This is a genomic window from Bradyrhizobium sp. 186, assembly GCF_023101685.1.
Lineage (GTDB): Bacteria > Pseudomonadota > Alphaproteobacteria > Rhizobiales > Xanthobacteraceae > Bradyrhizobium.
This window is the reverse complement of sequence record NZ_CP082164.1, coordinates 3,607,417-3,633,780: the sequence shown is the minus strand read 5'-3', so window position 1 is coordinate 3,633,780 and position 26,364 is coordinate 3,607,417. Positions and strand designations below refer to the sequence as shown.

Genomic DNA, 26,364 nt, shown 5'->3' with positions numbered 1-26,364 from the left:
GTGCCTTAGCCGCCGATGATTCGCGACGATATCCGCAACATGTGCGCGTGGAGCGCGTCGGCCATGAAAGGTAGCGCCAGCAGCATCGTGGCGAAAATGGCCAGGATCTTCGGCACGTAGATCAGCGTCTGCTCCTGGATCTGCGTCAGCGCCTGGAACAGCGACACGATGACGCCGACCACGAGGCCGACCACCATCAGCGGCGAAGACACGATCACGATGGTCCAGATCGCATCACGCGCGACGTCGAGGGTCTCAGGTCCGGTCATTGCAAAGTTCCTCCGTTCATTTCTCGCCTCCCCACCGCATTCCAAGCGATGCGAAGACCTATCCCCGTCATTGCGAGTTGGGACCGGCGTCGAGGCGCCGACCCGACTGAATGAAAATGGGTCAGCATCTCTGGTCGAATTTGACCCAGAACCTACCCACTTTCTTCCTAGCGTAGCGAAGCAATCCAGAATCTTTCCGCGGAGACAGTCTGGATTGCTTTCGCTGCGCTCGCAATGACGATTGGGGCGGGCGTGAGCGCCGAAGTCAGATCGGCATCTTCATGATGTCCTCATACGCCGCGATGACGCGGTCACGGACCGAGACCAGCGTGGACACCGCGACGTCGGTGTCTGCGACCGCCGTCACAACGTCCATCACGTTGGCCTTGCCGGCGGCCATCGCCACCGTCTGCGCGTCGGACTTGCGGCCGGACTCCATGACGCTGCCGACAGCGTCTTTCAGGAGCGAAGCAAAGGATTGCCCGTTTGCCTCGCTGCCCTTGCCTGCACCGCTGTTCTCCAGCACGCGAGCAAGGTTGGCATAAGCATTGGCGGCGATTGTCGGTGATGCCATGGCCTAAGAATTCCTGTTCAGCTCTTGAGGATGTCGAGCGTGCGCTGGATCATCCGGCGCGTCGCACTGATGATGTTGACGTTGGCCTCGTAGGACCGTTGCGCGTCGCGCATGTCGGTCATCTCGACCACCGAGTTCACATTGGGATATTTGACGTTGCCGGTGGCATCTGCCGCCGGATTGTTCGGCTCGTATTTGACGCGGAAGTTGGACTGGTCGGGCCGTATCTTGCCGAGAGTGACGACCTGCGCGTCGAGCGTACGGTCGAGCGCAGAGGAGAAGGTCGGCACCTTGCGCCGGTAGGGATCGCCGCCGGCGGACTGCGACGTCGAATCCGCGTTCGCGATGTTCTCCGAGATCACCCGCATGCGCCCAGCCTGGGCGCGCAGGCCGGAGGTCGCGATCGCCATCGAGCGGGCAAAGTCGCTGCTGTCATTCGCCATGATCTGTTTCCCCTAGCCCTAGCCTTTACCGATAGCGGTCTTGAGCAGATGCAGGCTCTTCGAGTAGAGCGAGGTCGCCGCCGCATAATCCATCTGGTTGCTCGCGGACTTCATCATCTCTTCCTCGAGATTGACCGCATTGCCCGCGGGACGGGTCTCGAAGCCCGCATTCTTGTTCTGGTCGAAGCCCGAGGCCGCGCCGGATGGCGTCATGTGGGAGCCGCTGGTTCGGGTGAGCGCAAGGGGTCCCATCGAGCCGGTGACCGCACCGGCCTTGTCGAGCTTCGGCTCGACCAGGTCGCGGGGCCGGAACTTGGGCGTATCGGAGTTGGAGACGTTCTCGGACAGGACGCGCTGGCGTTCCTGGTGCCACTGCATCTTGGTGCGAAGCGCCGACAGCACCGGAAGGTCGTTGATGGACATCGTTGCGGCTCCTTCCGCCTCTCGGACCTGAAGTCCGAAGCTAGGCAGAATTTGCCGCGTGTATGGTTAACAGGTGGTTAAGGCGGCCGCCGACCGATGTTTACAATTGGGACAGGCCTCAGCGCCCCCCCCCGTGATTCTACGCACGCAAAAGCGGCATTAACCCAACCTTTTGGCGGCGCGTGCAGAGGCCAAGAAGTCGTTTTGGATCGGGCGATTCATAGGTTATTAAGAGTTGGGGACGGCAAAACTTGCCGTGGGACATTAAGAGATCGCAGTTTGGGGCATCGCACGCCAGTGGTCGGCGCATCTGACCATGGGCACGAGAAAAGCGCCATTTGTCGGGGACAAGTATGCAAGGCAGCCCTATCACCTTCATCGTCGCGTTCATCGTCGTTCTGGCGTTGATCGGCGTCGCTGCATGGCTGGTTCGCCGATTCGCCACCAGCCGGCTCGGAGCCAACACCCAGCGCGGCAGGATGCCCCGGCTCGCCGTGATCGATGCCGCCGCTGTGGACGGCCGCCGGCGCCTGGTGCTGGTCCGGCGCGACAATGTCGAGCATCTCCTGATGATCGGTGGTCCCACCGACATCGTCGTCGAGCCGAACATCGTGCGCGCCGCGCCCGGCCGCGACCAGCTCCCGCAGCGTCCCAACGCCGCCGAACCGCCGCGTCTTGCCCCCATGCCGGACACCAGCAGCTGGGCCGACGAAGCGCCGCGACCCGAACTTCTCGATCATCCCGAGCCGCAAATGCCGGAGCCGCCGCCGCGGCCCGCGCGCCCGTCATTCGCCGACGAAGTGCGCCGGCCGGCTCCCGCTCTGGCCGAGCGCCGCAACGATCCCCTAGCCGGCTTTACGCCCGAGCCGATCGCGCCGCGCCCCGAACGCGAGCCGCGTCCTGAACCGGCGCCCCCGCGCGTTGCCCGCAGCGAACCGCCGTTGATGCCGCGTCCGCCGCGTCAGAGCGAGCCGGTGAAGGTCCCGCCGGTGCGCGCCGAGCGCGCGGCCGCGCCGCCGCCTCCTCCGCTTGTACCGCAGGCCCCGCCCGTTCCGCCGCCGCCGGCTCCCGCCCCTGCGCCCTCAAGCGCCGAGCAGAATCTCGCCGAGATGGCGCAGCGGCTTGAAGCCGCGCTGCGCCGCCCGGCCGGCGAGACGGTCGCGCCTCCGGTTGCGCCCGAGCCGCCGCCGGCGCCGCCACGCCCAGCACGCAGCGAGCCGCCGGCACCACCGACTCCGCCCGCGAAACCGGTCGCGGAAAAGACCAGCTTCGAAAACCTCGAAGACGAAATGGCCTCGCTGCTCGGCCGTCCGAAGCCGTCTTCGTGAGGCTGCCGGCCCTTCCGCGTAGAGTTCTTCTTCTTTCTGTCCTGATCGGCGCGGCTTCGCTCGCAAGCCCTGCGCATGCGCAGGATATCAGCATCAATCTCGGCGCCCAAGGTGGCGGCGGCGTCACCGAGCGCGCGATCCAGCTCATCGCGCTGCTCACGGTGTTATCGATCGCGCCCTCGATCCTGATCATGATGACGTCGTTCACCCGCATCGTGGTCGTGCTGTCGCTCCTGCGCACCGCGATGGGCACGGCGACCGCGCCGCCGAACTCGGTGATCATTGCGCTGGCGATGTTCCTCACCTTTTTCGTGATGGGGCCGGTGCTGCAAAAATCCTACGACGACGGCATTCGCCCGCTCGTCGCCAACCAGCTCGGCGTCGAGGACGCGCTCCAGCGCGCCTCCGTGCCCTTGCGCGGCTTCATGCAGAAGAACGTGCGCGAGAAGGATTTGAAACTGTTCCTGGATCTCTCGGGCGAGCCGCCGCCCGCCACGCCCGACGAGCTCGGCCTGCGCATCCTCGTCCCCGCCTTCATGATCTCCGAGCTGAAGCGCGCCTTCGAGATCGGCTTCCTGTTGTTCCTGCCCTTCCTGATCATCGACCTCGTCGTCGCGTCCGTGCTGATGTCGATGGGCATGATGATGCTGCCGCCCGCGACGATCTCGCTACCGTTCAAGCTGATCTTCTTCGTGCTGGTCGACGGCTGGTCGCTGGTGGCAGGGAGTTTGGTGCAGAGCTACGGGGGATAGCGACCACCACATACGCGGTCATGCCCCGGCTTGACCCACGGCTGTCCGGTTCAGGCAAAACGGTTGCAACGAGACGCATCGACTCGTAATGAGCGCAAAATTCATTGATATGACTCACGATTTTTGCGCTCTCGTTTTAGCCGAGCGCCCCGCAGCGGAGTATGCTGAGGTCCGCAATGAAGAAAATTTGCGGTGTTCCCGCGAACAACAAGTATTCGCAGCTATGCCCCGACGCCATTAATTGACTCTAGCGACTCGCTTTTTGACGCCGAAGCCTGAACCGGACAGCCGTGGGCTTGACCGGGGCATCCAGTACGCCGCGGCTTCTCGATTCAATCACTACCGTCTCTGGAATGCTGGATCGCCCGATCAAGTCGGGCGATGACAGTGAGAGTGTGGCGATGAGGCGTCCTGGGACGCCCGCCCTACCCCTTTACGTTATGCTGCTTGCTGAGGTGGTCGCCGATCTGCACCAACATTGCCACGCTTTCGGGAAAGCCAGGCCTGTCTTTCGTCGCCTGATCGGCGTCGGCGCGGAAGGTAGCAGGGTTCCTACCGCGTCATCTTGATCTGCCGCACGACCGGGATCTTCGGCAGCGAGCCGGTGTGCTCGGCTTCGTCCTTGGCTTGCGGGGCCGCCGGCGCGCGGGCGGTGGCGTCGGGGAAGCGCTGCTTCATCTCGCGCAGGAAGCCGTCGAGGGTGTCGACGCTGGCGGCGAGCTTGGCGATCTCGGCGAATTCGGCGCTGGAGGCTCCGGCCGGCTTGCTCGCGATGTCGAAGGCGAGCCGATCGGCGCTCTCGCTCATCAGGGGCGCGTATTTCTCGCGGAAGCGCGACAGGCCGATCGAGTCGTCGGCGAGCGCGTAGCCCACGGCGGCGCGGATGATATCGCTCTTCTCCACCGCATTGAGCGGCTTGAAGTCGCGGAAACGCTCGCCGTAATAGAGTTCGATCTGCTCGGCGGATTCACGCCAGCGCCGCGCCGCCCAGAAGATATCGGAGCGCAGGCGTAGCACCTCGCGCCCCAGGACGTTCGAGACGATATCGAGCGCGAGATCGTGGCGGCCGACGTCGCTCTGCGCCCGCGCCTCCAGCAGCAGGCGCTGCTGCCGCAGCTCGCCGGAGAGATCGCTGATGCGGCTCGCGCGCAGCGCCGAGATCGCCATGTCAGGCTTGCGGTTGGCGAGATAGATCATGGAAAGGCGCGCGGCGACCTGCGCGCGCGCAGCACCTTCGAGGCGGTGGTCGACCTGGTATTGCAGGAGCTCGGCGGCCTGGTCGAGCAGATCGATCGAAGCAAGACGATCGGCCAGGCGGCGGATCAGCTCGTCGCCGCGCCGGCCGATCGGCGTCAGCTCGCGGAATTCATAGAACATCCCGAGCGCCTCGATCGGCGGCAGTTCGTCGCCCTTGGGACCCAGGAAGATCTGCGTGAACAGATCGGAGGCGAGATCCTGCGCCTGCCGCGAGGCCTCGGCGTTCGGCTGGAGCTTGGTCGCGGTGCGCGCCGCGGTGAGCGCGTCCCGGTAGCGCCCGTTCTCGGAGTACATCTGCGATAGCAGCTGGAGCGTCTTGACCTCGATCGCGTCGCCTCTCCAGGTCATCGCCAGCGTCTCGAGGTCGCGCAGCGCGTCTCCCTTGCTGATCTCGTCGCGCTTCTGCCGCAGCGCGACTTCGAGCTGCTTGGCCTCGGCCGCAGCCGGACGGTCGTTCGAGGCGACCGCGACGTTGTAATCGTCGAGCGCATCCTTGTCGTGGCCGAGCGCCTCGGCGAGCCGGCCGCGCAGCACGGCGAAGCCGGGCGCAGCCTCGGGCGATACGCCGATCACCTCGATCTCGCCGCGGCGTTTGGAGGCTCCGGCATAGTCCTTGACCTCGAGCGAGGCGCGCATCGCGTCCATCGTCACGATACGCTGGACGTCCAGCGGCAGCGAGGCTATGGCGAACTCGACGTTCTTGAATTTTTCGCGCGCATCGGCCCATTTGCCCTGGCGCGCATAGGCGAGCGCCTTCCAGAGCTGGGAGTCGTGGCTGTTGCCGATCACGGGATTTGCGAGGTCCTTCAGGCCCTGCGCCGGCCGGCCGATCAGGATGCTTGCGATCGCATGCATGATCAGCGCGCTGCTCTCCTCCTTGTTGAGGGGATCGGTCAGCATCACGTCGGTGACGGCCTTGGCCTCGTGATACATGGCGCGCGACATGTAGAACTGCGCCAGATCTAGCCGCGGCAGCGAGCGCAGCGCCGGTTCGACGGCCGAGATCGCCGTGATCAGATCGCCCTGGCGCGCTATGAAGTTTTCCGACTGGCCCTTGCGCCAGTTTTCGGGACTGAAGATCGGCCGCACCGCGGTCGGCGCCCGCTCGGCCGAGATGTCGACCGGCGACAGCGTCAGCCCGCCCTTCTTGCCGAGAATGACCTTGTCGGACCCGACCTCGACCCCGACCTCGTCGGAATTCGGCCGGATCGCGATGCCGTGCGCGGATTCCAGCAACGCGAGATCGACGAGGTCCTGCCGCTTGATGAAGCCGCGGACCGGCCGCCGCGCGGTGACGATGTAGAGCGTATCGCCGGCGTCGGGATCGGTGAGCTTGTGCAGGAGGCCCGGATTGGCAAAGGGAATGGCGATGTTGGCGAGTGCAGGATCGGTGATGTTGCGCGACATCATCAGCGGCAGCGGCGTCGCCTGGATCTTGTCGGCGAGCGTCAAGAGCCAGTTCGTCTCCTTGCCGACCTCCTCGCTCGTCAGCGAGTAAACCAGCGGCCGGGTGAGGCGGATGCGTACCGCCTGCCCCTTGTCGAGCGGCATGCGGCTGACCTCGCCGATCATCGCGCCACCCCGGGCACGGATCGCCTCGACGTCGATCGGCTTCGGCGTATCGAACACCAGCCAGATCGTGTCGCCGCGGCGGAAAGCTGCTGCGGGCGTAGCGACCTGGAGCGGGAACGTCACGCGCAGACCGTCGCTGTCGCGGCTCGCATCGACGCTGGCCGCGGCAGGCTGCGGCGTGGCCGGAACCTCGGCAGCCTTGGTTGTTTCCTTGATCGTTTCCTTGATCGTTTCCTTGGCAGCCTCCATGGGCGCGTCTTTGGCCGGCTCCTTCGCGACCTCCTTGGGCGCCTCGGCAAGCGCGGGTGCCGCCAGCTTGGCGGGCGCAACCGCTGCTTCCGTTACCGGCATCGCAGGCTTGGGCGCCTCCGCAGCATGCGGAGCTTCGGGCATGGCCGCAGGGGGGGCCGACACGGGTTTCGGCGCTTCGGCGGGCGGCGCAACGGCGGCAGCTTCCGGCTTGGCGTCGGGCTTCACTTCGGGCTTGACATCGATCCTGGCTTCGCGCGCGATCGTGTCGGACGTCGGCGGGGTTATCTCGCGATGGGCGTCCTTCTCGACCGCCGGCTTCTCTGGAGCCGGTGCAGGTCCGTGGCCTTGGCCGGCCGGCTTTGCCTGCGCGATCGCCGCTTCGGGCGTCGCGGCAGTCTTGGCCTTGTCCGGCTGGAAGGCGACGTCGACGACGTAGTTCTTCTCGTCGCGGAAGGAGTGCACGTCGGAATCGCCGATCAGCAATATCTCGACCGCGGTCTGGTCAAGGTCGGCCTTCTGCTTGATCGAGGCGACGTTCGGCGGCGCCGCGACGACCGCATCGGCGAGATCGAAATTCAGATTGGCGTTGAAGGCCAGCGTGAGCTTCTGCTCGTTGAGCACGGAGGAGACGCCGACGCCGTCGGGCATCTCGAACACGAAACGCACGAAGGTCGGCTGCACCGAGGCGCGCACGCGGATCTGCGGACGCTTCTTGGTCTCGGCGGCGGCACGCTGGGCGCGGAGCGCGCGTTCGGCGACGCGCGCGCGCTCGGCGAGCTCCTTCACCACGTCCATCGGCAAGCTCGGCGGCGGTCCCTTCCATCCCTCCGGCAGGAGGTCGATGAAGGTGCGCTCGCCGGCATTCATGGTGTTGACGGTGACACGCCGCGCCAGCGACAGCCGGATCGCACCGCCATCGGGATCGCGCCGGGCGGAGTTGACGTAGTCGGGCCCGCCTTCCGGGACACGGTCGACGGGAACGTCGACGGCGCGGTCGAAGCGGATGATGAGGATGGAGCCCGCGGTCGTCACCTCGGAGGGAACATCCTCGCCGAGCTTGATCACGAGACGGGCAAAGCCGCCGCCGGCCGCGAAAGTCGCCTCACCGCGGATCGGATCGGCGGCCCGGGCAGCCGCGCCGAGGCCGATCAGGAGGCAGGCCGCCAATAGGGATGCCTTGCGGACATGACGCATCACGCCCCGCGCCAACGCGCGGGCTCGCGTCACAAATCCAGCGGCAGCCTCTCGCGCCATTGGCGGCATTTCTTCCGGTTCGACAGTCCCTGCCGGCAAGGACGCCGGCCAGCGCCGTCGACTGTAGGTTTTGCCCATTAAGGACTAATTAAGTATGAGCCCTCAATTCGGCTTTTGGGTCGGCTTGCCGTCGATCTTGGGGAGATCGCCGGCCGAGGCGGATTGGTCCCCGCCGCCATTGGCACGGCGGGCCATCTCGACCGTCAGCCGCTCGGCGGCCTCGGGCGACATCAGGCCCATGATGTCCGACATCTTTCGCGGGGCGATCTGCGAGGCGATCTCGATCAACACGCCCATCTCCAGCCGGTCGAACACCCGCGCGGCGTCCTTGGGCTTCATGCCCTCATACATGGTCACGAGGCCCTTCATGCGCTGGGCTTCGGCGGCTTTCTGCTCGGCCTGGCTCGTGGAGATGCGGGATTCCACCGCTTTCATCTCCTCGACCTTGGATTCGATGCGCTTCTCGGCCGACTTCAACAGGCTCTCGCGGATGTCGATCTCGCGCTGGCGGGCCTCGATCTCCTGGCGGCGCCCCTGCAACCGTTCCAGGATCGCGCGCTCCGAGGCCGAGATCTGCGGCGGGGCCTCCTCCACCTTGACCACGGCACCCTCGGACTTGGTCTCCGGCGCGGCCGGCTTGGGCGCCTCCTTCGGCGCGCCATGAGTCGATCCCGTGATGTCGGGGTCTTCCCGCCCCGTCGGGAAATTCAGGTTCTCCTCGGCCCACGACTTCTTCGCCGAATTCGGCTTGTAGTCGAAGACATAGCCGCCGTTGACCGCGAGGCCCGCGATCTTCAGCGTGGCGAGACCAGCGACCGCAACCAGGACGACGGGAATGACGCGGATGTTACGAAAGGACTTCATACCCGCACTTTATGCAGCAAGACCGCTGGACCTTCGGCGCTCGGAGAATGCTTCGGCCGCAGCCGCCACCGCCTTCGCCGCCGAGGGCTTGGCCGCGGGCGCGGCAGCCGTTTCCGGATTCGTCACCGGTCGCGCAGCGATCGCGATCTTGGAGAGGCGCCGCACCACGTTGTCGGCTTCCCCGAGCTGCTTGTAGAGCTGGTCCGACATATGGGTGGCGGCAGCAAGCTGGCTGCCGAGATTCTCGTTGACGTCGCGCACGGCGAGCTTCAGGCCGCCGATCGCGCGCTCGGCGATCTCGGTCGCGGTGATCAGCTCGGCGATGACCGCCTTCAGCGAATGCTCGTCCGCCTTCAGCCGCGTCAGCCGCTTGTTGAGCAGGATGCAGTAGCCGATCGTGAGCATCAGCAGGATGGCCACCAGCGTCTCGATCGCCATTCCTAGGGAGTGGTTCATGGGGCCTCCATCATCTTGTTCTGCTCGTCCACCTTCTCGAACATCGCAAGTGTCGTACTTGGCTTGCGCAGGGGTTTCGTCACGCGGATCGCGACGCGGTCGCCGACCCGGCCCATCCGCCCTTCGGTCAGCGCGACGTCGCCGCAGCGCACCGTCACATTGGCATCCGCGCGCATGTCCAGGGGCAACGTGTCGCCAACCTTCAGCCGCATCAGCTGCTTGAGCGGAATGTCGGCCTCGTAGAGCACGGCGTCGACGGAGATCTCGGCCTGCCCGATCTCGGTGGCGAAATGGCCTTCCCAGATCTGGTCGCGGCCGAACTTTTCGCCCATGAACATCTGGAGCAGGACGCCCCGGATCGGTTCGATGGTCGCGTAGGGCAGCAGCAGCTCGATGTTGCCGCCGCGATCTTCCATGTCGATGCGCAGGCGCACCAGGATCGCGGCGTTGGCGGGACGGCTGATCGCGGCGAACCGCGGATTGGTCTCCAGCCGGTCGATCGTGAAGGTCACCGGCGAGAGCGGCCGGAACGCCTGCTCGGCGTCGGCCAGGACCACCTCGACCAGGCGCTTGACCAGCTCGGTCTCGATCGTGGTGTAGGGCCGGCCCTCGATGCGAAGCTGGCTCGTGCCGCGGCGGCCGCCGAGCAGCACGTCGATCATCGAGTAGATCAGGTTGGAATCGACCGTCGCCATGCCGAAGTTTTCCCACTCCTCGGCCTTGAAGACGGTGAGGACGGCCGGCAGCGGGATCGAGTTCATGTAGTCGCCGAAGCGCACCGAGGTGATGCGGTCGAGCGACACTTCGACGTTGTCGGAGGTGAAATTGCGCAAGCTGGTCGTCATCAGCCGCACCAGGCGGTCGAAGACGATTTCGAGCATAGGCAGACGCTCGTAGGAGACCATCGCCGAATCGATGATCGCGCGAATGCCGGAATGGTCGTCGAGCGTGACGTCGCCGACGGTGAAGCCGAGGAGATTGTCGATCTCCTCCTGTGACAACACCCGCTCGCCGGAGTTCTTGCCGGTGCCGAGATCGCGGCTGCCGTCCTCGACCATCGCCGCCCATTGCAGGGCCATGGTCTCGGATAATTCGTTCTCGGCGGCAGCCTTCGCGGCCTCAGCGGGATCCTCGGAATCAAGCGAGGCCTCCCATTGGGCGGCAATTGCATCCTGGTCGACTTGGTCGTTGTTGCCCGCCATGATCCCTAGTCCACCATGCTCACTGGATCACGACTTCCTTGAACAGCACCGCGCTGACCTGGATCGGCGCGACCGCCGCGTTGACGCGCCTGGTCAGTTCTTCCTTGAGGCGGAAGACGCCCGCGGAGCCGTTGAGGTCGGAGGAGCGAAGTTCCCGCACATAGGTCTGGAAGATGTCGGTGATGCGCGGCATCGTCGGCTTGATCGCCTCGATCTGCTTCTCTTCCTTCAGCTCCAGCACGACCTTCAACTTCAGATATTGCACGCGCTCGCCCGGCGCGCCGGCGAGGTTGACCATGATGTCGGGCACATCGACGAAGGCCGGCGGTTTCGGCGGGGGCGCCTCGGCATGATGCTCGTCGTCGCCGTGACGAAAGAAGAAGAACCAGGTCGCAGCACCGCCGCCGAGGACGGCGAGCAGGCCGACGGCCATGATCATGAGCTTGAGCTTGTTCTTCGGCGCAGCGGCTTCCGCACCTTCGCCGCCTTCCGCTTCATTCTCTGCCATGGTGGCCGGGCTCGCTCATCTCATAAACGGATCGAAAGAGCGAAGCCTCCTGGCAGACAATGACGCGATACAAATGCCCCAGCGCAAAGCGCTCCTCTTGCACGCAAACGCTACGGTAATAATGGTTAACGGAACCTTTCGATTGGGCCTCCACTAGGAAAAATCTGCCGGGCAAACATGGTCAACAGAACCTTTCTGCCGCCCGCCGGCGCCTCCGAAAAATAAGCAAGTTATTGTAATAATTTTGTTTTCTGCGTTGGCACGGCTTTCGCTGAGAGAGGACCGAGACCGACGGGTTTGGGAGAACCTGACAGTCTCGTTCACGGGGTCCGCCAAGGCGCTTGGGAGAGCGACGCAGCAGATCTCACTCAGGGGAGATTTCCGATGCAGAACGCGCTTCTGATCGGCTTGTCACGGCAGATGACGTTGGAACGGCAGATGGATGTCATCGCCAACAACGTCGCCAATGCCAACACCAACGGCTTCAAGGCCGACCATTCGCTGTTCGAGGAGTTCCTCAACTCGAACGCGCGCGAGGACAATTTCGTCAGTTCCGACCGTCGCGTCTCCTATGTGCAGGACCGCGGCACCTTCCGCGACGTCGGCCAGGGGCCGATGGAGGCGACCAAAAACCCGCTCGACATGGCGATCAATGGCAACGCCTATTTCGCGGTGCAGGCCAATGGCGGCGAGCGCTACACCCGCGACGGCAAATTCTCGCTCAACAGCACCGGCCAGCTCGTCACCTCCGACGGCAACCTCGTGCTCGGCACCGGCGGCCCGATCACCTTCCAGCCGACCGACCACGACATCAATGTCGCGCCGGACGGCACCGTCACGGTGCTCGAAGGCACGGCAAAGAACGACTCGATCCGCGGCAAGATCCGCATGGTGTCGTTCGACGACCCGGCCAAGCTGACCAAACTCGGCGCCAATCTTTATGGCGCCGGGTCCGCCGCACAGCAGGCCGACACCAAGTCCACCGTGCAGCAGGGCTACATCGAGAAGTCGAACGTCAACGCGGTCGGCGAGATGAGCCGCATGGTCGAGGTGATGCGCAGCTACACCGCCGTCGCCAATTTGCTCCAGCAGCAGAGCGACCTCCACAAATCGGCGATCGAAAAGCTCGCCGACGTTCCGGCCTGATTAGGGGAGAACTAACATGCAGGCGCTTCACACCGCAGCGACCGGGATGGCGGCACAGGAACTCAACGTTCAGGTGATCTCCAACAACATCGCCAACCTGCGCACCACCGGCTTCAAGAAGCAGACCGCGGCGTTCCAGGACCTGATCTACGAACACGTGCGCCGCGTCGGCGCGCAATCGTCGGACCAGGGCACCATCCTGCCGGTCGGCGTCGATATCGGCGGCGGCGTCAAGACCGTCGGCACGCCGCGCAGCATGACGCAAGGCACGCTGTCGCAGACCGGCAACGATCTCGACACCGCGGTCTCCGGCGAAGGCTTCTTCAAGATCCTGATGCCCGACGGCAGCTACCAGTACACCCGCGACGGCACCTTCCAGATGGACAATCAGGGCCGCATCGTCACCGCGCAGGGCAACCCGGTACAGCCGACGATCACGATCCCGAACAATGCCTCGGGCCTCACCGTCAACGTGCAGGGCCAGGTCTCGGTGACGCTGCCGGGCTCGACGAGCAATACCGTTCTCGGCCAGATCGGCCTGACCCGTTTCATCAACAAGGCGGGCCTGCAGCCCGTCGGCAGCAATCAGTTCACCGAGACGCCCTCTTCCGGCCCGCCGCAGGATGGCACGGCGACCGCCGAAGGTTACGGCACCATCACGCAAGGAAGTCTCGAGCAGGCCAATGTCGACGTCGTTTCGGAGATGAGCGACCTGATTGCCGCCCAACGCGCCTACGAGATGAACGCCAAGGTGATCAGCGCCGCCGACCAGATGATGCAATCGACCACGGCGCTGTTCCGCTGAGGTGATGACGATGATCCGCACGACGCTCGCCACGATCTCCGCCCTCGTCGCGCTGGCGCTGCCGGCGCAGGCCGCCGACGACGCCATTGCCGCGCCGACGCTGCGTGCCAGCGTCACCGTCACCTCCGACGTGGTGCGGGTCGGCGATCTCATCGACAATGCCGGTTCGGCCGCGCTGATCGCGGTCTACCGCTCGCCCGATCTCGGCACCACCGGCGCGCTGCCGGTCGCGCAGGTCCTGAGCGTGCTCCGCGCAAAGCAGGTGATCGGCGTGATGACGGGCGACATCAAGGAGGTCGCGGTCACCCGCCTCGCCCGCACGCTCGCCAACAAGGACCTCGAAAACGCGGTTGCCACCGCGCTCGAGCGCCGCTTCGGCCTGGGCGACGCCGCCAACATCACCGTCACCTTTGACCGCGGCGTCTCCGAGATGCGGCTCGATGCCTCCAACAGCGGCGCGCTCCAGCCGGTCGCCACGCGTTACGACGCGCGCAGCGGCCGTTTCGATCTGGCCTTCGAGATCAACAATGACAACAACCCGGCGCCGACCAAGCTGCGCTTCACCGGCACCGCGATCGAGACCGTGGAGGTGGCCGTGCTGACGCGCGACATCGAGCGCATCGAGATGCTGAAATCCTCCGACGTCGCGCTGGAGCGCCGGCCGAAGGCGGAGGTCACCGGCGAGCCCGCCTCGCGCGACCGCGCGGTCGGCATGCAGCTCCGCCGGCCGATGCGGGCGGGCACGCCGATCCGGGTCGCCGACATCGCAAGGCCCGAATTCGTGCAGCGCGACCAGAGCGTCACCATCATCTACCAGGTGCCCGGCCTCTACCTCACCACGCGCGGCAAGGCGGTCGACAGCGGCGCCGAAGGCGACATCGTGAGCGTGCTCAACGTCCAGACCAAGCGCACGCTGAGCGGCGTCGTCACCGGCCGCGGCCAGGTCACGATCCAGGGCGCCAGCCAGTCCGTACCGATGGCCCCTGCGGTCGAGCAGACCTCGTCGCTGCCACGTGAACCGTCCGCGCCCGTCGCGCTCGCCCAAAGCCAGATTTCGCCCGCTCCAGCCAAGTCAGAGTAAGTCATGTTCGCTTTCAGGTCGGCTTCCCGTCTTCGTCGCATCGCGCTCTCTGGCCCTCTGCTGGCAATTTGTGCGCTCGCGAGCGGCTGTTCATCGATCGACCGCCTGTCGCAGATCGGCGAGCAACCGAAGATGTCGGCGATCGACAATCCGACGACGCAGCCCGGTTATAAGCCGGTGCAGATGCCGATGCCGAAACCGGAAGTCGCCTCCTACAATCCGAACTCGCTGTGGCGCAACGGCAGCCGCGCCTTCTTCAAGGACCAGCGCGCCCACCAGGTCGGCGACCTCCTGACCGTGACCGTGAACATCACCGACAAGGCCAACATCGCCAACGAGACCCAGCGCAGCCGCACCAACTCGGAAGACTCAGGGATCACCGACTTCATCGGCGCCAAGACGCTCGGCGCGCAGGCGCAGAAGGTGCTGCCCGGCCGCATCCTCACCGCCGACTCCACCGCCTCCAGCGACGGCAAGGGCTCGGTCAATCGCCAGGAAGCGTTGCAGACCAACGTCGCCGCGGTCGTGACGCAGGTGCTGCCGAACGGCAACCTCGTGGTCGAAGGCAAGCAGGAGATCCGCGTCAACTACGAGATCCGCGAGCTCGTGGTCGCCGGCATCGTCCGCCCCGAAGACATCCAGAGCGACAACACCATCGACTCCACCAAGATCGCCCAGGCCCGCATCGCCTACGGCGGCCGCGGCCAGATCATGGACGTGCAGCAGCCGCGCTACGGCCAGCAAGTCATGGACGTGCTGCTGCCCTTCTAGCCTTCTCCCGAGCTCCCACATCGTGTTCGCGAACCTAGGCGCGAACGACGATGTACTACGCGGCCCTCGCTAGCTCCCCTGGCGAGGGCCGCATGTATTTTGGCGATGGTGCGGCTGCGTACAGCGAGTCAGGTCCGCGCAATTGCAGCGACGCCGCTGCCCCAAACTCCGTCATTGCGGGAGCGAAGATTCCATGGGGAGTGGATAGCGACCAGGTCTGAGGTCAGACTGAGGTTGCTGACCCCCTCAACCTGGAGACGACGATGTTGCTCGATCATCCTTCCGACGGACCGACCGCGACGGCGGCGGCGGGCCAAGACTGACAGGCTCGATGGCGAGGCGCTGTTGCGGGCGCTTCTGGCCTACAAGCGCGGCGAGCCGCGGGTCTGTGCGATGGTGGTTGCGCCCTCGCCTGAAGAGGAGGACCGGCGCAGGCTGTGTCGCGAACGAGCGACGCTGATCGCCGAGCGCATCACGCATGTGAACCGGATCAAGGGTCTTCTGTTCGCGCAGGGGATATCCGACTACGTGCCGCTGCGGCGCAATCGGCGGGCGCGGCTTGAGGCCTTGCGCACGGGCGACGGGCGGGAGCTGCCTTCGCATTTGAAGGCGCAGATCGGCCGCGAGCTCGATCGGGTCGAACTGCTTCTGGAACAGATCAAGGCGGTCGAGGCCGCGCGAGATGCTCTGCTGGCCGCAGCCCGGAAGCCTGCAGACAAGAACGCTGCAGACAAGGTCGCGCCGGATCCGGTGGCGATGCTGCTGGCCTTGAAAGGGCTCGGCGCCAACTTTGCGGCCGTGCTCTGGTCGGAGGCGTTCTACCGGCAGTTCTCCAACCGCCGCCAGGTCGCCGCCTATGCGGGGCTTGCGGCGACGCCGTGGCAAAGCGGAGGCATCCGGCACGAGCAGGGCGTGTCGAAGGCCGGCAATCCCAGGCTGCGGACCACAATGATCCAGCTCGCCTGGCTGTGGATACGTCACCAGCCGCAGTCGGCCCTGACGCGCTGGTTCAAGGAGCGAAGCCCGCAAGGCCGCAAGCGCGCGATCGTGGCGCTGGCGCGCAAGCTTCTCGTGACCTTGTGGAAGTATGTCACCGCGGGCGAGACCATCGAGGGGGCCGTGATGAAGCCCGCCGCCTGATCCGGACCGCACCAAGCGGCGTGCTTCGCCGCCCGCGCGCAACGAAAGAACCATAACCCATCTGCCGAGGCCCGATCAGTCTCGGAAGATCCGGGTGGACGAACCGATGGATTGCATGGCTTCAAACGCCGCAACGAAGAATGGCCTCGTCCTCTCGAGCCTGCCCGCCGCAAGCGGAATCGTGGTGCAGTCGCCTTGTGCGACGACCGAATGTGAGTTTGATCTGGCAAGCAACCCAGATCGTCGAACCGGCTCGACCCTTGGATCGCAAATGCGAGGATGGCAGATGCCCTGACAGAACCGCCAACGCGAGGAGCTCCTATCGGCCCAACGCACCAAGCATGATGGCGTGCTCGCTCAACTCAAGGCCAAGCCGCTTCGCGGCGGCCCTAACAGGCCGGCCTTGACTTGATCTGCGCGCGCCATCCTGCAGAACCCGCGGTCGGGACGAAGAGGTGGCTGCAGTCGAACAAAAAGGTGACTGCTCATCCTTGACACACACATTCCCCATGTGAGCAATCCAGTATCCCTCCGCGGAAACAGCTTGGATTGCTTCGTCGCAAGAGCTCCTCGCAATAACGGAAAATGTTGAAGCGCTGTGCACCTCTTACGTAAACTCCGCCTCCACCACCCCCAGCCCGTCCAGCTCCATCCGCACCTTGTCGCCGGCCTTCAGCCACAGCGTCTTCACCAGACTTCCCGTCAACACGAGCTGCCTCGCATGCAGACCCTTACCATCGGCGGCGAGATGGTTGGCGAGCCAGGCGAGCGCGTTGTGGGGGTGGCCGAGCACGTCGGCGCCGGTGCCGTGGCTCACCTCCTCGCCGTTGACGATGGCGCGGCCTTTCACCGCCTTCAGATCCGGCACGGACGAGCGCGGGACCGACGGCCCCAGCACGCAGCCGGCGGCGAAGAAATCGTCTGCGATCAGCGTGGCTGCGCCCATCGTCTCCCATTTCACATAGCGGTCGTCGACGATCTCGATCGCGGGATGATAGGCTTCGACCGCCTCGCCGACCCATTCGGCCGTGAACGGCGCCTCGCCGGGCGCGAGGTCGCGCTTCAACCGTACAGCGATCTCGCATTCGACACCGACACGGACATAGCCGGAGGCGGCGAGCTTCACCCCGCTATCGTGCACGCCCTTCTGGAACACGCCGCCGCCGCAGGGGTGGGGGATGCCGATATAGTCCTGCATCACCTGGCTGGTGCAGCCGATCTTGTAGCCGACCAGCGGCCCGACTTGCGGCAGCAGAAGATCGTGCAATGCGCGCTGGACCTGATAGCCCTCGGCCTCGTCGGCGGGCGGACGCTCCAGCGCCGCGAGCGGCGCATGGTTGCGGCGCGCCAGCGCGATTGCCTTTGCGGCTTGGAGAATTTTGTCCATCGGCGCCGCCTCCCACGCTACGCGATTGTGCGGGGCAGTGGAGCATCCCGGCCCCGCCCTGACAAGCTCAGGCCGCGCCTCACGCCTTGACCAAGCCAAGCGGGATCAGCCGCAAGAGCAGGTAGACCAGCTTGCGGAACACTCGGCGCCTCTTGCCGGCGTTTAAGGAAATATTGAGCTGGTCCAGGCTTTATGGAGGCGCGCAGCTCACAGCCTCGCAGATGCCGCAGCAGGCGTGATTACAGCGATGCTCGATGTTGTTCGATCAGCATCTCAACGACTGAGTTGATCTCGTTGATGCGACTCGCAAAATCTCCCGCACCTGACGTGAAGGCTGTTTCTCATCTGAACTCACGTGAGCTCGGAGGAATCGAGTCTAGCCCATTGATCGCGATTCACTTTTCGCGATTGCGCGTGTGAGCTGACGCGCGCCGCTGCGAACAGCAGACAACATGCTGACCACGACGCGAAGCGGCGCCTCTGCCTCAAAAATAAAGAGCCGCACTAGGCGGCTCGGACTCTATTCGTCGCGATAGACCTTCTCGCGTTTCTCGTGGCGCTCCTGCGCCTCCACCGAGAGCGTCGCGATGGGCCGGGCCTCGAGCCGCTTCAACGAGATCGGCTCGCCGGTATCCTCGCAATAGCCGTAGGTGTTGTCCTCGATACGCTGGAGCGCGGCGTCGATCTTGGCGATCAACTTGCGCTGACGGTCGCGGGCGCGGAGTTCGATGGCACGGTCGGTTTCGGACGAAGCCCGATCGGCGAGATCGGGGTGGTTCACGTTCTCCTCCTGCAAGGCTTGCAGGGTGAGCCTGGACTCTTTGAGGATCTCATCCTTCCAGGCGAGGAGCTTCAAACGGAAGTACTCCTTCTGCCGATCGTTCATGAAAGGCTCTTTTTCGGTCGGTCGGTAGTTTTTCAACTTTTCCAAGGGCGGCCTATCTGTCTAAACAACGACTCGCAACGGAACGAGATCCGTTGAGCGGGGCGTTATATAGCGGCCTCCCGTGACAGACAATATTTCCTTAACTCCTCGGTTACCGCCCCCAAACCCTTGCACAGGAAGGTTTATCCGCAGAGGCCCGGGGGCGGCCGAGAACTCAGTAGCCGACCGTGAAGCGCTGCCTCAGATGGGCCGGCCGCTCGATCTCGTCGGCGAGCGCAATGGCGTAGTCGGCGAAGGTGATCCAGCTTTTCCCGCTCGCATCTGCGAGAAGCTGGTCGGACCCGAGCCGGAACTTGGCTGTCCGTTCCCCCTCGACGAACAGGGCCGACGGCGAGATGAAGGTCCAGTTCAGGTCCTTTTCCTGCCGCAGCAGGTCAAGGAAGGCCCCACCTTTTTCGGCCTCAGCTTTGTATTGGGCTGGAAAACTCGGGGTTGTGACCAGTTTCACGCCTGGTGCGACCTCGAGGCTGCCCGCCCCGCCGACGACGAGGTAGCGCCCGACACCGGAGTCTTTTGCGGCGCCGATCAGCTTGTGCGGATCGCTGGCCAGGAAGTGCACGGAACTGACGGCGACGTCATGCCCTGCCCACAGCTTGGTCAGGCCGGCCTGGTCCAGCACATCGCCCTTGGTCGGCGTGACGTTCGGCAGGCCCGCGATCTTCTCGGGGTTCCGCGCTATGGCGGTAACGCTATGGCCGCGGCGGGACAGTTCCTTGGTGATCTCGGCTCCGGCCCGGCCCGAGGCGCCGGCAACTGCGATTTTCATGGAAGGCTCCTTTGCTTCTGTGGTAACTGTCGGTGACTAGATATCGCAAAGAATGCTGGTGTTAAGAGAGCACTTTGTGCTTACCTGATTACGCTGGAGTAACCGGCAACGCGTAGCCGGCAAGCGTAACCGGAACGGTTCGCGAGGAACGGACGATGAAACCCGACGTCTATGCCGCCAACTGCCCGACACGCCAGATCCTCGACCGCGTCGGCGACAAATGGGCGGTGCTGATCCTGTTGCTGCTGCGGGAGAAGCCGATGCGCTTCAATCAATTGCGCCGCACGATTGAAGGCATCTCGCAGAAGATGTTGAGCCAGGTTCTCAAATCGCTGGAGCGCGACGGCCTGATCAAGCGCCGCGCCATCGCGACCGTGCCGGTGACGGTGGAGTATTCGATCACCCAGCTCGGCGTGACGCTCGCCGCCGCCGTCGATCCCCTGCGCGACTGGGCCGAACAAAATCTGAAAGACGTGCTCGCCGCCCAGCGCCGCTACGATTCACAGCTGAAAGAGGAAGCGGCGTAAGGCGCTACGCCTGCCCGGCCTTGGCGAGTTCGACCTCGACGCGCAGCTCGATCTCGGAGAGCACCGCGTCGAGGCCGGGATCGCCGGAGGTTGATTTCAGGTTTGCCGCCGCATCCCGGAGCCGCAGCACGGTGGACGAGTCGAGATTGCCGGATAGAAGCCCCATCTTGAGATCGTCGAGCACGTCGAGCGCCGACTTGCCGCGGGCCACCGAGCGCTTGCGGCGCTCGACGGGATCTTCCTCGATGCCCTGCATCGCAAGCAGCGCGTCGATGTTGGCTGCGGCCTTTGGCGCTGCGGCCGCGCGCGTCTCCTGCGCCGACGAGGCGTCCGGCAGCACGAAGGTGCCTGAGCCCGTCCGCCTGGCCTGGCTGGCCGGCGTTCCAAGCGTGGTGCCGTTCGGTCCGTAGATGCGCATCGAAGCAATCCGGGTGATCGATGCCGTCACCTTCGCTGTTTTATGGTTAACGACCCGTAAACAGCCCGGCAAAATCTGCCGACAGGCGGCAGTTTCGCTCCTCAGGGAGAACGCCTACTGACATCGGTCAAAACAGATTTATTCAACCTATTCAATCGCCTGACCCGGCTGCCCGACGTTGGCACAACGCTCGCAAGGAAAGCGCCGGACCAGCTCGGCATGGGAGTGTCGAGAAGGTCCGAGATTTGAGGAGCCTCGGGGAGCAGAGGATGCCAGGCGTTCGTTGGGTGAGGATTGTCGGAGTGGCCTGCGCCGCGCTGTCAGCGTTGGTGCTCTCGGTCACGTCCGCGGCTGCGACCTCGCGCATCAAGGATCTCGCCAATATCGAGGGCGTGCGGCAGAACCAGCTGATCGGCTACGGCCTCGTCGTCGGCCTCAACGGCACCGGCGACACGCTCAACAACATCCCCTTCACCAAGCAGTCGCTGCAAGCGATGCTCGAGCGCATGGGCGTCAACATCCGCGGCGCCACCATCCGCACCGGCAACGTCGCCGCCGTGATGGTGACCGGCAACCTGCCGGCCTTCTCCACGCAGGGCACGCGCATGGACGTCACCGTGTCCGCGCTCGGCGATGCCAAGAACCTTCAGGGCGGCACCCTGCTCGTCACCCCCCTCCTCGGCGCCGACGGCAACGTCTACGCGGTGGCGCAGGGCTCGCTCGCAATCTCCGGCTTCCAGGCCGAGGGCGAAGCCGCGAAAATCGTGCGCGGCGTGCCGACCGTGGGGCGCATCGCCAACGGCGCCATCATCGAGCGCGAGATCGAGTTCGCACTCAATCGCCTGCCGAACGTCCGGCTCGCGCTGCGCAATGCCGACTTCACCACCGCCAAGCGGATCGCGGCCGCGATCAACGACTATCTCGGCGTCAAGAGCGCCGAGCCGATCGATCCCTCCACGGTGCAGCTTGCGATCCCGCCCGAGTTCAAGGGCAACGTGGTCGCCTTTCTCACCGAGATCGAGCAGCTCCAGGTCGACCCTGATCTGGCCGCCAAGATCGTCATCGACGAGCGCTCCGGCATCATCGTGATGGGCCGCGACGTCCGCGTCGCCACCGTCGCGGTCGCCCAAGGCAATCTCACCGTCACGATCTCCGAGAGCCCGCAGGTCAGCCAGCCCAACCCACTGTCACGGGGGCGCACCGTGGTGACACCGCGCACCGGCGTCAGCGTCACCGAGGACGGCAAGAAGTTCGCGGTCGTCAAGGACGGCGTCTCGCTGCAGCAGCTCGTCGACGGCCTCAACGGCCTCGGCATCGGCCCGCGCGACCTCATCAGCATCCTCCAGGCGATCAAGGCCGCGGGCGCGATCCAGGCCGACATCGAGGTGATGTGATGCAGACGAGCATGGTCAATACCCCGCACGTCGTGACCTCCTCGGCCTTCTCCGTGGAGAGCCGCAACGGCCGGCCCGATTTCGAGCTCGCCGCCGCGCTGCAAAAGGTCCCGCCGCAGCAGCAGACCAAGGCGCAGAAGACCGCCACCGATTTCGAGGCGATGTTCCTCAACAGCATGTTCTCGCAGATGACCTCGGGCCTGAAGGGCGAAGGCCCGTTCGGCGACACGCCGGGCACCGGCGTGTGGCGCTCGATGCTGACCGAGCAATATTCCAAGAACTTCGCCAAGGCCGGCGGCGTCGGCGTCGCCACCGAAGTCTACCGCACCCTCATCCTGCAGCAGGCGAAAACCATCCGCACGGCATAAGGTCCTTTCGACATGAACCAATTCAATGCCTCACGTCAGCCGATGCCCGCGCAGCGCCCGAACAACACGCCGGGCAGCGCCGAAGCGCGCAAGCTCGCCGAAGACCTGATGGACGCGATGAACGCCCTGCTCGGCCTGATCGAGCGCGAGACCGAGCTCGTCCGCGCCGGCAAGGTCCGCGAGGCGATGACACTCGAGAGCAAGAAGCAGGAGCTGTCGCGAAACTATGTCGGGGCCATCAGCCAGCTGAAGGCGAACCAGACCCAGCTCGTGAAATCCGCGCCCGAGTTGCTCTCGACGCTGCATCGGCACCACGACGCGTTCCGCGCGATGCTCCAGGTCAATCTCACCGTGCTCGCGACCGCGCATGCGGTCTCCGAGAGCGTCGTGCGCGGCGTCAATGCCGAGATCCAGAAGCGCAACGTGCCGAACACCTACACGGCGGCGGGTCGTCGCGCAGCGCCGGGACCGCGCCACATCACCCCGCTCGCGGTCAGCCGTTCGCTCTGAGCGCACGCGAAAACCACTGACAATTTTACGAAAGATCGTGCGGCGATCTCGTCGCGCGATTAGGCACGTTTGCTTACCGGATCTTCAATTCTGGTGTTCCATGCTTGCGCATTGAGAGGGGTTGGGATTTGACTCACACTAGGCAACCAGGAGGCTGCCATGAGTACAGATTTCAGCATCAGGCCGGTGGGGATACCGGCTCCAGCGCAGATCGTAACGACGTCGAACGCGGCGGCGAACGAGGCCGTGCAAACTGATTTGCCGGTGAGCCAGACGGTCGCCGCTAGCGATACGAGCGCGGCCGTGCGCAACAATTTGCAGAGCAACGAGAACATCTCGCGCCAGGTCGTGTTCGACCAGGCGGCAGCGTCCTTTGTCTTCCAGGTCGTCAACGACAGGACCGAGGCGGTGGTCAATCAATTCCCCGACGAAGCGATGCTGCGCCGGCGGGCCTATTTCCATGCACTGGATCTGAAGTCCGAGCCCTCGCGGCCGCTCAGCACGGACCGTAGCGCTTGACGATCACGCGTCGAGCGTGGCGACGGCGGTGTCGAGATAGGTCGAGCCGGTCGCGGGATCGGTGACGACGTTCTTGATCTGGGCCTTGCCGGTGTCGGTCAGCGTGAACTTGGTATTTCCAAAGCGGAACGAAGAGTCCTTGATCAGCACCTGCTGATACTGCGACGTGCCCTCGCTCTGGTAGTGGACCTGCGCACGAAAACCGTTGACCTGCGAGACGCCGAGCGAGAATTTCTTGCCGTCCGGGTAGGTCCCGGTCCAGCTACCCTGATAGAGCGACGAATCGACCGCGACGTATTTGGACGAGCCCGTCGTGCTGGAAAGAACGTTGGACTTATACGCGGTCGACAGGATGCTCATGATGTCGGCCATGACGAGCGTCCATTACGGCCGGCCGGACAGACCGGCGGCGATATTGCGGTTGATCTCGATCAGCGGGCGGAAGTGATCGAACTGCGGGCTCATCTGGAGCGCGGCGGTCTGGCTCAGCACGAACACGCTGATGTTGGCGATCTTCTGCCGGACGTCGAGCGGCTGCGGACTGTTGTCGCGCATCGCCTCGCTGAGGAAGATGGTCCAGAGCTTGCGGTTGAACATCAGGGCATGCGTGGTCTGCTCGCTGAACGGGTCGGCGTTGTTGACCGCGTCCTGCAGCTTGTTCGCGGCCTTGAGCAGCGTCTGCGCTTCGATGTCGCGAGGAGAAGCAGTGGTCGTTGCAACGCGCGCGTAGGCCGAGGCAGCAGAATTCGACATCAATCATACCCTGGAGGTTTCCTAGCCCGTTGAAGGGGCTTAAGGATTTCTTTCCCAACCCTAGGCAGCACCGCTTAAGATTTGCTTACGTGAGCGCTTGGAAGCACTCCGGATTATTACGGGTTACGGCGTCTTCCATCGTCGCAAGGCTAGTCGTGCGCACGCACGCTGTAAACTTGGTTCGCATGATGCAAAACGATCTGGGCTAATCTTGTCTTAGCGATCTCAATCAAAAGAACGGCGGGGCATTAGCCCCGCCGCGACGTTTCGAATAGCGATCTTGCGCTGCGAAATTAGCGGAGCAGCTGCAACACGCTCTGCTGCGACTGGTTGGCGAGCGACAGCGCGGAGACCGCGATCGACTGGCGCGTCGACAGCGCCTGGCTGTTGGCCGCTTCCTCGTTGGTGTCCGCGAGCGTCAGATTGGACGAGCCGGTCTGCAGCACGTTGATCAGGTTCTTGGAGAAGTCCTGACGCACCTGCACGATCGACAGGTTCGAACCGAGCGCGGAGCCTTCCGACCGCAGCGTGCTCGAGGCGGCGTTGAGGCTGGTCAGCACCTTATTGGTGGCGCCGTTGTCGATGAAATCCGTGCCCGGGACGAGATTGCTGAGGCCGAGACCCGCCGCGTTGAAGACCACGCCGTTGATGCCGAGTGTGGAGCTGCCGGTCTCGTTGAAGACCAGCTTCAGCGTGTCGCCGTTCAGGAGGTTGACGCCGTTGAAGGACGAGTCCTGCGACGTGGTGTCGATCTGCGCCAGGATGTTGTTGAACTGGCTGACCAGGCCGGAGCGCGCGGTCTGCGCGACGGGATCCTGGACCGGCGGCTGCGCAGTGGTGAAGGCGAGCACGCCGGTGAGCGTACCGCCGACCGCGCCGCCCGCGGTCGTCGAACCGAGGGTCGAGGAGGCGTATTCGTTGACGGTGGTCACCGTCAGCACGCCGTTGGCATCGATCGTTGCCGTCAGGTGGTTCGCCTGAAGCTGCGTATTGAGCTGGTCGAGCGTCTTGACCGTACCGTTGGTGCCGTCGCCGAAGGTGACATTGACGGGCGTGCCACCGTTGAAGGACGAGAAAGTCAGAGTCTTGCCGCTGACACCACCAACACCGGACGCGCGCGCCGCGCTGAAAGCCGTCGCCGTTCCGGTATTGCCGCTGAGGCCGAATGCGCTCAGAGCATTGCCGGTGCCGGTGATGGAGAGATCGGCGTTGATGCCGGTCGAGAGCGCCAACTGGCCGCTGGTGTTGACCGACGACGGAATCTGGCCCGCTGTGGTCGAGAGACTTGCCGCGCCATTGAAGATGCTGGCGGTCTTCACACCCGTGGCAAGGTCGAACGAATTGAGCAGGTCGGTCAGCGTCGCGCTCTGGAGGTAGACCGTCGAATTGCCGTTGCCATCGGTGACGATGTTTCCGTTGACGCCGCCGGAGGTCACGCTTGCCGCCGACTGGGGAGTCTGGGCATTCTTGAAGGTGATGGTGTGACCGTCAATGTTCAGCGTCGAGCCGTCCTGAACGAGGGTACCGAGCGAACCCGCGGTGGTGGACCGGTCCGCGCTGACGCTGGCATTGCCAGCGCCTGTCGCCAAGGTCACGCCGAGGGCCTTGAGGAAGTCGGCCTTGCCCGTCACGCTCAGATCGGCACCAGTTGAGCTTTTCAGCGTCACCACGCCAGCCGTAATGGACGATGCAGTCTGGAGCGTACCAACGGTCGTGCCGCTCACAGAGATGGTCGCCGCGCCGGCGCTGATTGCAGCGCTCTTGACGCCGCTCGCGAGGTCGACCGCAGTGAGGAGGTCGTTGACCGTACCCGTGGGAGCGCCGGTCGTACCCATGTAGACGATCGAATTGCCATTGCCGTCGGTGGCGATATGGCCGCTCGGGTCGAGACCCCAGCCGGTCGGTTGCGTGCTCGGAGCCGCACCGGTACGGAACGTGACGGTCTTGCCGTTGACGGTGATCGAATCGCCATCCGCGGGGGACGCGCCGAACGTCGTCGATGCCGTGGAACCGATTAGGGTGTTGGTGCCGCCGAGCGCGGTGGTGCCGTCAGCAGCCTTGGCGGCCCCGCCGGTCAATGTGCCGGCGGTCGAGCCCAGTGACGCACCGAGCGAGGCGCCCGACGTTACGGGCGTCACGCCACCAGGTGCACCAGTATAAAGCACGTTGCTGTTGGCGGTCGCGCTCGCATAGGAGGTCGTACCGCGCAGGTCGGCCGGCGTCGCTCCGGGAATGGTGGTCGAAACATTCGACTTGGTCGAGTAGCCGACGGTGGTCTGAAGCGCCTGGTTGGCGATCGATTTCGCACTGTCGATCAGCTTTTGCAGCGAGGTGATACCGGTGTTGGCGGCCTGGAGCACCTGCACACCGTTGTTGATACCATCGAGCAGGTTGCTGATGTCGCTCGCCCGGTTGTCCAACCCCTGCGCGGTGAAGAAGTTGGTGGGATTGTCGAGGGCGGTGTTGACCTTCTTGCCGGTCGACAGCCGCTGCTGCGTCGTGGCCAGCAGGTCGGCCGTCGACTGCAGCGACAACAGGTTCTGGCGCACTGATGCGGAAAGAACGATGTTGGACATTGGCGGGTCTTCCTTTTGAAGCGCAGAACCGGGTACGAATCGGGCTCGCCGGTCTGGAAGGCGGGCTTTTGTCCAGTCTTAGGGGGTGTCCTTTAAAGTATGG

At 64.6% G+C, this 26,364-nt stretch carries 27 protein-coding genes and 1 pseudogene; 12 read left to right on the top strand and 16 right to left on the bottom strand.

Annotation, left to right across the window (positions count from 1 at the left end):
* Positions 1-5 precede the first annotated feature (5 nt).
* The 4 genes from fliQ to flgB all read right to left on the bottom strand — a co-directional run bounded on the left by fliQ (position 6) and on the right by flgB (position 1,709).
* Positions 6-269 carry a flagellar biosynthesis protein FliQ gene (gene fliQ / locus IVB18_RS17250; RefSeq protein ID WP_018321865.1) on the bottom strand — a complete coding sequence of 88 codons (264 nt, stop codon included), beginning with the start codon at positions 267-269 and terminating at the stop codon, positions 6-8.
* Between the two features lie 265 nt (positions 270-534).
* Positions 535-843 (bottom strand): flagellar hook-basal body complex protein FliE, encoded by a 309-nt coding sequence (gene fliE, locus IVB18_RS17245; RefSeq protein ID WP_247990226.1) that lies wholly within the window; start codon positions 841-843, stop codon positions 535-537.
* A 17-nt stretch (positions 844-860) separates the two neighbouring features.
* Complete coding sequence (flgC, locus tag IVB18_RS17240; RefSeq protein ID WP_247990225.1) at positions 861-1,286, bottom strand: flagellar basal body rod protein FlgC; 426 nt, start codon at positions 1,284-1,286, stop codon at positions 861-863.
* 18 nt (positions 1,287-1,304) lie between these two features.
* Positions 1,305-1,709 carry a flagellar basal body rod protein FlgB gene (gene flgB / locus IVB18_RS17235; RefSeq protein WP_247990224.1) on the bottom strand — a complete coding sequence of 135 codons (405 nt, stop codon included), beginning with the start codon at positions 1,707-1,709 and terminating at the stop codon, positions 1,305-1,307.
* Between the two features lie 353 nt (positions 1,710-2,062).
* Between flgB and IVB18_RS17230 the strand changes: the two genes are divergently transcribed.
* Both IVB18_RS17230 and fliP read left to right on the top strand, forming a co-directional pair.
* Complete coding sequence (locus IVB18_RS17230) at positions 2,063-3,037, top strand: flagellar biosynthetic protein FliO (RefSeq protein ID WP_247990223.1); 975 nt, start codon at positions 2,063-2,065, stop codon at positions 3,035-3,037.
* Entirely contained in the window at positions 3,034-3,789 is a 756-nt protein-coding gene (gene fliP / locus IVB18_RS17225) for a flagellar type III secretion system pore protein FliP (protein ID WP_247990222.1), read from the top strand. Before IVB18_RS17230 ends, fliP begins: the two co-directional genes overlap by 4 nt.
* Positions 3,790-4,341: 552 nt before the next feature.
* Here fliP and IVB18_RS17220 read toward each other — a convergent pair.
* From IVB18_RS17220 to fliL, 5 genes are all read right to left on the bottom strand, one after another.
* Positions 4,342-8,124, bottom strand: a complete 3,783-nt coding sequence (locus tag IVB18_RS17220; RefSeq protein ID WP_247990221.1) for a tetratricopeptide repeat protein — start codon at positions 8,122-8,124, stop codon at positions 4,342-4,344.
* Positions 8,125-8,226: 102 nt separating this feature from the next.
* Positions 8,227-8,988, bottom strand: a complete 762-nt coding sequence (locus IVB18_RS17215; RefSeq protein WP_247990220.1) for a flagellar protein FlbB — start codon at positions 8,986-8,988, stop codon at positions 8,227-8,229.
* A 9-nt stretch (positions 8,989-8,997) separates the two neighbouring features.
* Positions 8,998-9,444 (bottom strand): DUF6468 domain-containing protein, encoded by a 447-nt coding sequence (locus IVB18_RS17210; protein ID WP_247990219.1) that lies wholly within the window; start codon positions 9,442-9,444, stop codon positions 8,998-9,000.
* Positions 9,441-10,646, bottom strand: a complete 1,206-nt coding sequence (fliM, locus tag IVB18_RS17205) for a flagellar motor switch protein FliM (protein WP_247990218.1) — start codon at positions 10,644-10,646, stop codon at positions 9,441-9,443. The genes IVB18_RS17210 and fliM overlap by 4 nt, the downstream gene beginning before the upstream one ends.
* 19 nt (positions 10,647-10,665) lie before the next feature.
* Positions 10,666-11,154 carry a flagellar basal body-associated protein FliL gene (fliL, locus tag IVB18_RS17200; protein WP_247990217.1) on the bottom strand — a complete coding sequence of 163 codons (489 nt, stop codon included), beginning with the start codon at positions 11,152-11,154 and terminating at the stop codon, positions 10,666-10,668.
* Positions 11,155-11,538: 384 nt separating this feature from the next.
* Here fliL and flgF point away from each other — a divergent pair, with 384 nt between their 5' ends.
* From flgF to IVB18_RS17175, 5 genes and pseudogenes are all read left to right on the top strand, one after another.
* A complete protein-coding gene (gene flgF, locus IVB18_RS17195) occupies positions 11,539-12,300 on the top strand; it encodes a flagellar basal-body rod protein FlgF (protein WP_247990216.1) in 762 nt (253 codons plus the stop codon).
* Between the two features lie 16 nt (positions 12,301-12,316).
* Positions 12,317-13,105, top strand: a complete 789-nt coding sequence (gene flgG, locus IVB18_RS17190) for a flagellar basal-body rod protein FlgG (protein WP_247990215.1) — start codon at positions 12,317-12,319, stop codon at positions 13,103-13,105.
* A 10-nt stretch (positions 13,106-13,115) separates the two neighbouring features.
* Entirely contained in the window at positions 13,116-14,186 is a 1,071-nt protein-coding gene (gene flgA / locus IVB18_RS17185) for a flagellar basal body P-ring formation chaperone FlgA (protein WP_247990214.1), read from the top strand.
* A 3-nt stretch (positions 14,187-14,189) separates the two neighbouring features.
* Entirely contained in the window at positions 14,190-14,957 is a 768-nt protein-coding gene (flgH, locus tag IVB18_RS17180; RefSeq protein ID WP_247990213.1) for a flagellar basal body L-ring protein FlgH, read from the top strand.
* A 297-nt stretch (positions 14,958-15,254) separates the two neighbouring features.
* Positions 15,255-16,097: pseudogene (locus tag IVB18_RS17175) on the top strand (IS110 family transposase); the annotation flags it as partial.
* Positions 16,098-16,704: 607 nt separating this feature from the next.
* Here IVB18_RS17175 and IVB18_RS17170 read toward each other — a convergent pair.
* The 3 genes from IVB18_RS17170 to IVB18_RS17160 all read right to left on the bottom strand — a co-directional run bounded on the left by IVB18_RS17170 (position 16,705) and on the right by IVB18_RS17160 (position 19,196).
* Positions 16,705-17,484 (bottom strand): fumarylacetoacetate hydrolase family protein, encoded by a 780-nt coding sequence (locus IVB18_RS17170; protein WP_247990212.1) that lies wholly within the window; start codon positions 17,482-17,484, stop codon positions 16,705-16,707.
* A gap of 520 nt (positions 17,485-18,004) precedes the next feature.
* On the bottom strand, positions 18,005-18,370 hold the full coding sequence (dksA, locus tag IVB18_RS17165) for an RNA polymerase-binding protein DksA (protein WP_247990211.1): 366 nt from the start codon (positions 18,368-18,370) through the stop codon (positions 18,005-18,007).
* A 214-nt stretch (positions 18,371-18,584) separates the two neighbouring features.
* Complete coding sequence (locus tag IVB18_RS17160; protein WP_247990210.1) at positions 18,585-19,196, bottom strand: NAD(P)-dependent oxidoreductase; 612 nt, start codon at positions 19,194-19,196, stop codon at positions 18,585-18,587.
* A gap of 155 nt (positions 19,197-19,351) precedes the next feature.
* Here IVB18_RS17160 and IVB18_RS17155 point away from each other — a divergent pair, with 155 nt between their 5' ends.
* The gene (locus tag IVB18_RS17155) at positions 19,352-19,723 is read left to right on the top strand and encodes a helix-turn-helix domain-containing protein (RefSeq protein ID WP_247990209.1); all 372 of its coding nucleotides are present in this window, start codon (positions 19,352-19,354) and stop codon (positions 19,721-19,723) included.
* Positions 19,724-19,727: 4 nt separating this feature from the next.
* Here the strand turns inward: IVB18_RS17155 and IVB18_RS17150 are convergent, their stop codons facing one another.
* Positions 19,728-20,141, bottom strand: a complete 414-nt coding sequence (locus IVB18_RS17150; protein ID WP_247990208.1) for a flagellar assembly protein FliX — start codon at positions 20,139-20,141, stop codon at positions 19,728-19,730.
* A gap of 269 nt (positions 20,142-20,410) precedes the next feature.
* Between IVB18_RS17150 and IVB18_RS17145 the strand changes: the two genes are divergently transcribed.
* From IVB18_RS17145 to IVB18_RS17130, 4 genes are all read left to right on the top strand, one after another.
* Positions 20,411-21,535 carry a flagellar basal body P-ring protein FlgI gene (locus tag IVB18_RS17145; RefSeq protein WP_247990207.1) on the top strand — a complete coding sequence of 375 codons (1,125 nt, stop codon included), beginning with the start codon at positions 20,411-20,413 and terminating at the stop codon, positions 21,533-21,535.
* The gene (flgJ, locus tag IVB18_RS17140; RefSeq protein WP_247990206.1) at positions 21,535-21,903 is read left to right on the top strand and encodes a flagellar assembly peptidoglycan hydrolase FlgJ; all 369 of its coding nucleotides are present in this window, start codon (positions 21,535-21,537) and stop codon (positions 21,901-21,903) included. Before IVB18_RS17145 ends, flgJ begins: the two co-directional genes overlap by 1 nt.
* Positions 21,904-21,915: 12 nt before the next feature.
* Entirely contained in the window at positions 21,916-22,413 is a 498-nt protein-coding gene (locus IVB18_RS17135; protein ID WP_247990205.1) for a hypothetical protein, read from the top strand.
* Between the two features lie 159 nt (positions 22,414-22,572).
* Positions 22,573-22,932 carry a hypothetical protein gene (locus IVB18_RS17130; RefSeq protein WP_247990204.1) on the top strand — a complete coding sequence of 120 codons (360 nt, stop codon included), beginning with the start codon at positions 22,573-22,575 and terminating at the stop codon, positions 22,930-22,932.
* A 3-nt stretch (positions 22,933-22,935) separates the two neighbouring features.
* Here IVB18_RS17130 and IVB18_RS17125 read toward each other — a convergent pair whose 3' ends face one another.
* The 3 genes from IVB18_RS17125 to IVB18_RS17115 form a co-directional block, all read right to left on the bottom strand.
* Complete coding sequence (locus IVB18_RS17125; RefSeq protein WP_247990203.1) at positions 22,936-23,304, bottom strand: hypothetical protein; 369 nt, start codon at positions 23,302-23,304, stop codon at positions 22,936-22,938.
* A gap of 12 nt (positions 23,305-23,316) precedes the next feature.
* On the bottom strand, positions 23,317-23,685 hold the full coding sequence (gene flaF, locus IVB18_RS17120) for a flagellar biosynthesis regulator FlaF (protein ID WP_247990202.1): 369 nt from the start codon (positions 23,683-23,685) through the stop codon (positions 23,317-23,319).
* 293 nt (positions 23,686-23,978) lie between these two features.
* Positions 23,979-26,261 carry a DUF1522 domain-containing protein gene (locus IVB18_RS17115; RefSeq protein WP_247990201.1) on the bottom strand — a complete coding sequence of 761 codons (2,283 nt, stop codon included), beginning with the start codon at positions 26,259-26,261 and terminating at the stop codon, positions 23,979-23,981.
* Positions 26,262-26,364: the final 103 nt, after the last annotated feature.